The sequence below is a fragment of the Bacillus sp. JJ1773 genome (genome assembly GCF_036962035.1).
Taxonomy (GTDB): domain Bacteria; phylum Bacillota; class Bacilli; order Bacillales; family Cytobacillaceae; genus Cytobacillus.
The window spans coordinates 1-8,089 of sequence record NZ_JBALNX010000109.1 but is presented as its reverse complement, the minus strand read 5'-3'; the positions used below and the strand labels follow the sequence as shown (position 1 = coordinate 8,089).

Sequence of the window (8,089 nt, the reverse complement as noted above, 5' to 3'; positions counted from 1 at the left end):
CACATCCTGTGGGCCGCAACTACAATCAGTTGGTAAAGAACAAGAATAATATTTTTTTTATAAATAGCCCATGTCTATCATATTCATCTTGGATTAATCAACACTGATTGAGTTTCACTAAATGTTTTTACTTTTTGTTTCCATCCCTTATTATAGAGGAAAGGCTATATCATTGAAAAGGCGGGGATACAATGAAGAAGTTTGACTTTGACAAAATGATTAATCGGGAAAATACCTCCTCTGTTAAATGGGGAATGACCCAGCAAGTCTTTGGAACGAGCGATGTATTGCCAATGTGGGTAGCTGATATGGATTTCGCGCCGCCTTCGGAAGTGAAAGATGCTCTTCTAGACCGAGTTCATCATGGTGTTTTCGGCTATACATATCCTTCAACCTCTACGGCTGATAGCATTAAGCAATGGCTTCAGAATAGACACAGCTGGAATGTTGAAAGTGAATGGATTCTTTATAATTTGGGAGTCGTTCCTTCGATTGCAACCGCTATTGAGGCCTATACTGCACCTGGAGATAAGGTGATGCTCCAATCACCTGTATATGCTCCTTTTTTCGACATGATTATGAAAAATAATCGGGAAGTAGTAAATTCACCTTTAAAATTAATTAATAATCGATTTGAAATCGACTATGCTGATTTTGAAAATCGTTTAAAAGAGGGAGTTAAATTATTCCTTTTATGTAATCCGCATAATCCTGGCGGCAGAGTATGGACAAAAGAAGAATTACAAAAAATCGGTGAGCTCTGCCATCAGTATCATTGTTTAATTCTTTCCGATGAAATTCATTCTGACCTTGTTTTTAAACAAAATAAGCATATTCCAATCGCTTCATTGGATAACAAATTCAGTGAGATTACAATTACTTGCATTGCACCAACAAAAACATTTAATCTAGCAGGTCTACAAGCTTCTGCTGTTATCATTTCCAACAAAGAACTTCGCGAAGGATTTCAAAAAGTTCTGCAGCGTCAAGGCTTCTTTTCATTGCCAACATTTGGAGCAATTGGAATGGAAGCTGCTTATCAGCACGGGGATAGCTGGTTGGATGAGCTTCTTGAATACTTACATGAAAATATCGCAACAGCAAAGAGCTTTATCGAAAAACACTTGCCTTCGATCAAAGTCATGGAACCTGAGGGCACCTATTTATTATGGTTAAATTGCCGTGGGCTGGATTTAAGCGATGAAGACATTAGAGAACGGTTATTATATAAAGGCAAGCTGGCATTAGAACCAGGGAAAAAGTACGGTCCTGGGGGCGAAGGCTTTGTTCGCATGAATATCGCCTGTCCGCGGGAAATGTTGTTAGATGGGTTGGAGAGATTGAAAAAAGCATTTGATTAATAAGTGGATAAAGTTGTGGATAGTGGGTCAATTTTCTTTCACCAAATACTACTTTGTGGACAACTTTTTGGAAATTTTGCTTTTTTGTCCGATAAACACACTTTGTCGGACAGCTTTTTGAAATTTGACGCTTTCCTGTCCGATAAACTCACTTTACTGGACAGCTTTTCGGAAATTGATGCTTTCCTGTCCGATAAACTCACTTTACTGGACAGCTTTTTGGAAATTGATGCTTTCCTGTCCGATAAACTCACTTTGTCGGACAGCTTTTCGGAAATTGTCGCTTTCCTGTCCGATAAACTCACTTTGTCGGTCAACTATTTAGAAAAAGGCTCTTTCCTGTCCAATTACCGCTCCCTCTGAAGAAAGACCTTTCCCATTATCCGGAAAGGTCTTATTTATTCTAGTTCTTCGTATTTTTTGAAATTGGCCCACACGCAATCAAATCACCAGAATCACCTGATGGCTGTGTCAACGCTCATACTTACCTGTTATTATTTGTGATTAAATACAAACCTTAATTAATTATTACTTGGGAATGCAAATGACAGACTTTTGTCTTCACTTGTTGATAGCCAGCGTTCTGAAATCATCTTTGATTTTGTATAAAATTTTGCTTGATCTGGACCAAACATTTGGCCATCACCAAATCTTGAGCCCTTAAAACCAGCAAAGTTATGATAACCAACCGGAATTGGAATTGGAACGTTTACACCGACCATTCCTACATCAATTTCAGTTGTGAATTTTCTGGCTGCCAGTCCATTGTTTGTAAAAATCGTTACGCCATTTCCTAATTCATGCTGATTGATTAATTTAATCGCTTCCTCTAATGTGTTTACACGTACAATATTTCGAACGGGACCGAAGACTTCTTCATCGTAATTTTCCATGCCCGGTTTTACATGATCAAGCAAAGTTGGTGCCAAGAAGAAGCCTTTGCTATTTTTTGTTATGTCTTTATTACGTCCATCACAAATGATTTTTGCACCTTCTTCTTCACTGCGGTCAATGGCTTTCAAAATATTTTCTTTTGCTTGCGGAGAGATAACCGGGCCATAATCGACATTCTCTGTATAAGCCCCCACTTTTAAGTTATCAATCTTTTCTTTTAAAATTTCTACTAAGCGATCCGCCGTTTCTTGACCCACTGGCATTAATGTAGAAATGGCCATACATCGTTGAGAAGCAGCCCCATACCCTGCACTGATGAAAGCATTCGCTACTTGTTCTAAATCAGCATCTGGCATGACTACCATATTATTTTTGCCTCCGCCTAATGCAACGACACGTTTTCCATATTTAGCGCTTGTTTCATAAATATATTGTGCTACAGGTGTTGAGCCAACAAAAGAAACTGCCTGTACTGCCGGATTTTCAAGGAGTTCATTAACCGCCTCTTTATCTCCATTGATGACTGTCCAAATACCATCTGGAAGCCCTGCTTCTTTCCATAATTCACTCACAAATAAGGGTGTCATAGGCACTCGCTCGGAAGCTTTTAAAATAACAGCATTTCCAACTGCTACCGCCATACATGTCTGGGCTAGCGGCACCATGATTGGAAAGTTGAATGGAGAGATTGCTGTAACTACACCTAGCGGATATTTAGCGGAATAAGCATTAATTTCCCCGCCTACATTTACTGAATATTCGCCTTTCATTAAATGAGGAGCATTTATAGCTAAATCTACAGATTCTATCCCGCGGGTAATTTCACCTATTGCGTCTTCTTCTGTTTTTCCGCTTTCCGTGCAGATTAATTCAATTAATTTATCTTTATTTTCCGTTAGCAAGTGCCGGAATTTCATTACAACCTCTGCGCGTTTAGCTACTGAGATATCCCGCCATGCAGGGAATGCAGCCTCTGCTTTTTCAATTGCATCTTTCACTTCCTCTGCGGAAGCTAACGGCACTTTGGCAATGACTTCTCCTGTAGCAGGATTGAACACATCGGAGAAACGGCCGCTTTTACCAGCAGTCATTTTTCCCTCAATAAAATGTGTAAGTTCTTTCACTTCAGTAATGTTTGTCATCATCGTAATCTCCTTTCAATAATTAAGCAGCTAGTTTCATATAGAAAAAACATGATCCCATCCGTGCGATTCTGCTATTTGGGGTGAACAGTTATTAAGTTTCAATTGCTTGCACTAATCTTGCAAGAATGAAATCCTTTTCCTCCAAGGTAATGTTTAATGGTGGGGAAAGTGTTAATACATTGTTATAGCCCGCAACTGTCACACCGTTTTTCCCAATAATTAGTCCTTGTTCTTTACATTTTGCAATTACTTGATTGACTTTCTCTACAGGTAATGGATTCTTTGTGCTGCGGTCTTCTACTAGCTCAATTCCTATAAGCAATCCTTTTCCTCGAATATCTCCAACATGAGGGGATTGTGATAGTTTATTTTTTAATTCAGTAACTAAAATCTCACCCATGATAGAAGATTGTTCATATAAATTTTCACGTTCCATAATTTCCAAGTTTTTCAATGCAACTGCACATGCCGCGGGAGAGCCTCCAAATGTATTAACATGGCGGAAAAAGTCATAGTTTCCGTTTCTAGTGAACTCGTCATAAATTTCTCTCTTTACAGCCGTAGCAGAAAGTGGCATATATGCGCTCGTAAGCCCCTTTGCCATCGTGATAATGTCAGGCCGCACTCCATAATGCTGATGTCCGAAGGCTTTTCCTGTACGTCCGAATCCGCAGATTACTTCATCAACTATTAGTAAGGCACCGTGTTTCTCGCAAACTTCTTTTACACCTGTTAAATAATCATCAGGAGGCATTATGACCCCTCCGCCTGTAATAATCGGTTCCAAAATCATGGCAGCTATCGTTTCTGGGTGTTCCCATGTCATAATTTCATCTACTGCTTTAACAGAAGGTAAATCGGCTGCATTCTTATATCCATCCTCATTGTAACGGTACTGATCCGGCGCTTTAACATGAATAAATCCTGGCGATAATGGTTCGTATTTGTATTTCCGTTCAGCTTGCCCTGTTGCCGCGAGTGCGCCCATAGAGTTTCCGTGATAGGCACGATAACGCGAAACAATTTTATAACGTGTTCCTTGCCCTTTTTGCTGGAAATATTGGCGAGCAATTTTAAATGCTGTTTCATTCGCTTCTGAGCCGCTATTTGAGAAAAATACAACGTAATCCCCGCCTAATAAATCACTGATTTTCTCGGCTAGTAAAATCGCTGAAGGATGGCTAACCGTTAAGGGAGTATAATTGTTCTCAAGGAGTTGGTCATATGCAGCCTTTGCAATTTCTTCCCTTCCATAACCAACGTTTACACACCATAAACCTGACATGGCATCTAAATAGCGATTCCCCTCTATATCCGTCAGCCAAGCTCCTTTCGCTTTTTGAATAATAGTCGTAGCTTGCGGGTTATAAGGCTTCATTGAATTCCAAAGATATTTCTCATCTTTCGTGACTAAACTTTCAGTAATATGAACATTCCTCATTTGAGCCACTCCTTTAGAAATTTGTTACTTCTGCCTTAATTGTGACGCTTAATATCATGGTTATCATCAGACACAATGTTAAATGATAACTAATTACCGTTTCACACATTGACACTTTTGATTGCTAAATTCATTCCCGGGCAGATCAAGGCCTTGATACGAATTTGACAAAATGAACAGAATGTATTTTTACTAAGAATCAAACTGCTAGCAAGAAATCACTGAATATTCAAAATTAGAAAATTAAAATCCTGCTCTACTTGGAATTTTCAGAGTCTATAATCTGGAAGTTATATTGAGTTGCAAGCAGCATCAATTCAACAGCTAGGCGCTTTGGTGGAAGCATATAATCACTTCCTATTAAACTTTCAATTTTGGATAAGCGATGATATAAAGTTTGGCGGACGATAAATAGCTTCTTTGCAGTCTCATTTTTTAGACAATTACATTGCAGATAAGCTTGTAATGTTTCAATCAGTTGTCCATTATTTTTTGCATCATAATCATAGAGAGGCTTTAAATATTTTTTAGCTAAATCCATAATAGCTTTGTTTTTTTGTATTTGAAGGACTAATTGATGTGTGTAAAGATCTTCATAAAAATAAGAAAGTTGAAGAGCGTTATTGCGGATTAATAAAGTATCGCGTGCAGTTTCACAGCTTTGATGCACTAATTTATAATCATTCATAATCTGGCCAACGGCAGTAGTGACCGATAGATTTATATAGTTATTATTCTTTCTGAAATTTCTGATTTTATCGATACATTCTATGATACGATGTTTTATATCATGTCCATATATATCTGCAATAACATAAATCAGCCTTTGCTTTTCTTCTAATAAAAATAATACGAACCCTTTATTTTCAAAAATATTGCGAGAGTATAATTTATAATAATTTAAATCATATTCTTTTTTTGAATTCTTTATCTGATCGATTAATACAAAATATGAGCAATTTAATAAATTATGAAAACCCTGTTCCTGTAAGAAATTAGTAATCACAGAATCTTCAACTGTTCCATCTAACCAAGACTCCAGTAATAGCCGGGAGTGAATGTTTTGTTTTTCTTCTATGTATAGACTGCGCAGCAAATATTGCGATAACGCCGTAACAGTTCTATCCAGAATTAATAATTCAAACTCATTTATTGTTCGATTCTTCGTGAAAATACATACTTCTCCATAACTTTCCTCCAATATATTTACTTCACATTTGGCAAAATGACTTCCTTCCCCTTTTTGTTCGTATTGGTCCCTTAAGTTCTCATATATGTGATGTTTTTCATTTGGAATAAATAATGGCTGCTGCCCATTAATGATAAATGCAACGTTCATGTTTAAATATTTGTAAAGCTTCATGAGGATATGTTCATAATGGGTTATTTTTAATGTTAATTTATTTATTTCTTGTGAATAATTTTCAAGCCGTTTGATCATTTCATACTGTTGATTAATTAACATACTATGTATTTCCTGTGTTATTTCAATAAATGGAACTATTTCATTAAACACAATAATTGGTAAATTATGCCAATTAGCCAACTCAATCACACTATTTGGAACAGATTGAATATGTTCACCAAATTCAATACATAAAGCGGCTGCTTCTTTTGTGATCAGTTGTTCTAAAAAATTTAATAGAGTCTCTTCGGATATTAGTTGAATTCCCGTTGTTAATATTAATTCTTTTCCCTTAATGAAGGTACCTATCTCTTTCGATTCCAGTATATGAACCCACTTAATAGTATTCAATAGTCCGCCATGACCAGCGATCACTTTGGCCTTTTGAAAATGGTTTCTATCAATTAAATCTTGAACCTTTAGCGAATAAGACATATTTTACCCTCCTAGAAAAAGGCTTATCATGCTCTATACAGAAAATATAACATAATCTAAAACGGCAAAGGGAACTTCTTTACATTATGGTTATATCAAGCTGTTAAAAGGCTATGTTATATTTTTTTTTACTTAGTTTGTAACAAGAGAGATAAGTGAATAGAAAAAGGAAGTTTATGAAGTATCTTTGATAAAATAGAAGAGATGAAATACAAGCAACTAAACGAAAGACCTTTCCCATTATCCGGAAAGGTCTTATTTATTCTATTTCTTCTTTTTATCCTTTGAAATAGATCCACACGCGATCCGATCACCTGAATCACCTGCTGGCTGTGTCATGCCATCATCCTTGCCATCATGAATCACAATAGAAGTTCCGTCTTTCGTTAATAATGATTGTTTGCCTTCCTTGAGTGAGACCTGCGGGGCCATAATTTCATCCTTTGCCTTTCCATCCTCCCCTACAATGAGGTTGGGAAGGTCACCAGCGTGGGATCCTTTAGGATGTAGGAGTCCGTGCTCCTTAACTTCTGGATTAAAATGATTTCCCGCTGACTTGAAATCTGGGGGTTCACATTTTCCAGTATCATGAATATGCATGGCATGCTCACCTGAAGGCAAGCCCTCTAAATCTAAAGATAGTTTAACCCCTTTTGACTGTTCCTCTAACTTAATCGTTCCTAAGGAGTCCCCCACGGCATTATACATTTCAACATCCAGATTTCTGATCGTCTCTTCCCCACACCCTGTTAAAATAAAAAAAGGGAGTAATAACCAAGCCTTTTTCATGTTAAAAAAACTCCTATCAAACAAATTCTTCCATTAGTATCACCCTATCTCCCTTTTCATAATCAATTATTTGGCAGGTTAAACCCAAATCTTTAATTCAATTAGCAAAAAAAAATAACCAAATCAAAATAGATTTGGTTATTTCCTGCTTCTGCTAATTTTTCTCTTCAGTGCTATTCAAGTTATTCATAATTCGATCCTCAAGTTCCTTTGCCTTGATTGCTTCACGTTTTGAAATCCGTAAAATGAATCGGAAGGTTAAAACGCATAAGATAAAGAAAATCGTAAAACTGATGGCAGCAGGAAAATATTCTGATTTATCTTGAGGGAAGTATAGAAACAAGGACATAACATACCATTGCAACATATCAACTATCCTTTCTGCAAAAATGCAGTGGTTCAATATGTTATTATATCAACAATTACGCCGTGTTCCAAGCCTTTTGCCATAGGAAGGATTCTCTTAATTTTTAAAGGCAATGTAAAAGGGAAACTACATTCGTAACCCCAAAGACATCGATTGATGACCGTGTCGGCCACTTTTTGCGCATGACGGGCATCAAAGACGGCGTTTGATGACCGTTTTGGCCACTTTTTGCGCATGACGCGCAGCAAAGAC

General features: G+C 37.2%; 8 protein-coding genes. 2 read left to right on the top strand and 6 right to left on the bottom strand.

From position 1 onward, the window contains the following. Positions 1-191: 191 nt before the first annotated feature. Both V7127_RS23800 and V7127_RS23795 read left to right on the top strand, forming a co-directional pair. Positions 192-1,361 (top strand): MalY/PatB family protein, encoded by a 1,170-nt coding sequence (locus V7127_RS23800; protein ID WP_335354666.1) that lies wholly within the window; start codon positions 192-194, stop codon positions 1,359-1,361. Between the two features lie 3 nt (positions 1,362-1,364). After that, positions 1,365-1,724 carry a hypothetical protein gene (locus tag V7127_RS23795; protein ID WP_335490492.1) on the top strand — a complete coding sequence of 120 codons (360 nt, stop codon included), beginning with the start codon at positions 1,365-1,367 and terminating at the stop codon, positions 1,722-1,724. A gap of 158 nt (positions 1,725-1,882) precedes the next feature. Here the strand turns inward: V7127_RS23795 and V7127_RS23790 are convergent, their stop codons facing one another. From V7127_RS23790 to V7127_RS23765, 6 genes are all read right to left on the bottom strand, one after another. Then, on the bottom strand, positions 1,883-3,400 hold the full coding sequence (locus V7127_RS23790; RefSeq protein ID WP_335490489.1) for a CoA-acylating methylmalonate-semialdehyde dehydrogenase: 1,518 nt from the start codon (positions 3,398-3,400) through the stop codon (positions 1,883-1,885). A 91-nt stretch (positions 3,401-3,491) separates the two neighbouring features. Then, a complete protein-coding gene (locus V7127_RS23785; protein WP_335490486.1) occupies positions 3,492-4,841 on the bottom strand; it encodes an aspartate aminotransferase family protein in 1,350 nt (449 codons plus the stop codon). 256 nt (positions 4,842-5,097) lie between these two features. After that, the gene (locus V7127_RS23780; protein WP_335490483.1) at positions 5,098-6,681 is read right to left on the bottom strand and encodes a PucR family transcriptional regulator; all 1,584 of its coding nucleotides are present in this window, start codon (positions 6,679-6,681) and stop codon (positions 5,098-5,100) included. A 264-nt stretch (positions 6,682-6,945) separates the two neighbouring features. Further along, the gene (locus tag V7127_RS23775; RefSeq protein ID WP_335490479.1) at positions 6,946-7,470 is read right to left on the bottom strand and encodes a superoxide dismutase family protein; all 525 of its coding nucleotides are present in this window, start codon (positions 7,468-7,470) and stop codon (positions 6,946-6,948) included. Between the two features lie 154 nt (positions 7,471-7,624). Beyond that, on the bottom strand, positions 7,625-7,837 hold the full coding sequence (locus V7127_RS23770) for a hypothetical protein (protein WP_335348153.1): 213 nt from the start codon (positions 7,835-7,837) through the stop codon (positions 7,625-7,627). A 32-nt stretch (positions 7,838-7,869) separates the two neighbouring features. Next, positions 7,870-8,089, bottom strand: a 220-nt coding sequence (locus tag V7127_RS23765; protein WP_335490476.1) for a hypothetical protein, incomplete at its 5' end; no start/stop codon positions are given.